The organism is Alteromonas sp. AWJ4_197 (assembly GCF_056160285.1).
This window is the reverse complement of sequence record NZ_JBSWWW010000033.1, coordinates 1-1277: the sequence shown is the minus strand read 5'-3', so window position 1 is coordinate 1277 and position 1277 is coordinate 1. Positions and strand designations below refer to the sequence as shown.

The 1277-nt window shown below is 74.3% G+C and carries 2 protein-coding genes; both read right to left on the bottom strand.

Features of this window, described 5'->3' with window-relative positions:
• Positions 1 to 110 precede the first annotated feature (110 nt).
• Entirely contained in the window at positions 111 to 665 is a 555-nt protein-coding gene (locus ACXAGC_RS20365; RefSeq protein WP_474846831.1) for a TetR/AcrR family transcriptional regulator, read from the bottom strand.
• Between the two features lie 144 nt (positions 666 to 809).
• Positions 810 to 1277, bottom strand: a 468-nt coding sequence (locus ACXAGC_RS20360; protein WP_474846829.1) for a helix-turn-helix domain-containing protein, incomplete at its 5' end; no start/stop codon positions are given.

The window sequence follows — 1277 nt, the reverse complement described above, 5'->3', positions numbered from 1 at the left end:
CCGCACCACCGGCCGGGGCCGGTGGCGGCGCGGGGATCCGGTCCGGCGGTGTCCCGGCAGGGGGAACGGTCGGCCGCGGGGTGGGGTCCGGGACGCTCACAGCGCTCTCCTCAGGGTCTCTTCCGGGTCGCGAGCCCGACCACGGAGACGAGCTCGCGGGTGTAGGTGCCCAGATCGAAGTCCGGGTCGGTGACCAGCCGCCCGGAGGCGGTGTCGATCGCCCCGCGGACGAGGATCGCCAGGGCGTGGGCGTCGAAGTCCCGGAAGACCCCGGTCTCCTGCCCGTCGCGCAGCAGGCGCTCCAGGTGGGCCAGCACCGGGTCGGCCCCGGACGGGGCGAACCGGGGGGCGCCGTCCGGGGCGCGCAGGTTCATCACGATCTCGGTGACCGCCCGGATGTCCGTCGGATGCCGGCCCAGGAAGGCGAGGTTCGCCTCCACGTAGGCGGTCAGCACCGCCGAGGGGTCGGTCTCGGCGTCGGTCCGGGCCGCGATGGCGGCCCCGGCGCGGCGGTAGACGTCGACCACCACCTGGGCCAGCAGCTCGTCCTTGGACGTGAAGTAGTAGGAGACCACGCCCTTGCTCACGCCGGCGCGGCGGGCGATCTCGGCCAGGGAGGCCCGTCCGTACCCGGACTCGGCGATGGCCTCGATCGCGCACGCCAAGATCTGGGCCCGGCGGGCCGTCTCCGTGAAGGTCGGGGAGTCACCCGACGCCTCGTTTGACCGCATGGTCAAAATATAGGCCGCGCGGTCAATCCGGGGAAGGGGAGGGCCGAGTGTGACGCTCCGCGGTCGAGGCAGGACTCGTCACACCGTCTGCGAGGACGGGGAGGGAAGAGGGCGTGTCCCGAGCAGGGTGAACGCGGTGGGCCGCCGGGCCCGCGCGAGGGCAAGGGGCGACTCGCCCGCGAAGCGCCGCACCTCCCGGGTGAGGTGGCTCTGGTCCGAGAGGCCGTGCCGGACGGCGAGCGCCCCGAGACTCCGGCTCCCCAGCTCCGCGTGCAGACGCTCGAACCGGATGACCTGTGCTGCGACCTTGGGCGGGACGCCGGTCACCTCGTCGAAGCGCGCGCGCACGTGCCGCACGCTCCAGCCCGAGCGCCGTGCCAGCTCCGCGATCCGCGCCTGTCCGCCCGTCCGCTGAAGCTCCGACCACGTCCACTCCACCAGTGCATCGGCCGGTGCCCCTGCCCCGGCGAGCCGCACCAGTTCCCCGACCACGATCGCGAAGCGCTGGGGCCAGCCCGGCGCCTCGGCGAGCCGGTCGGGCAGGTC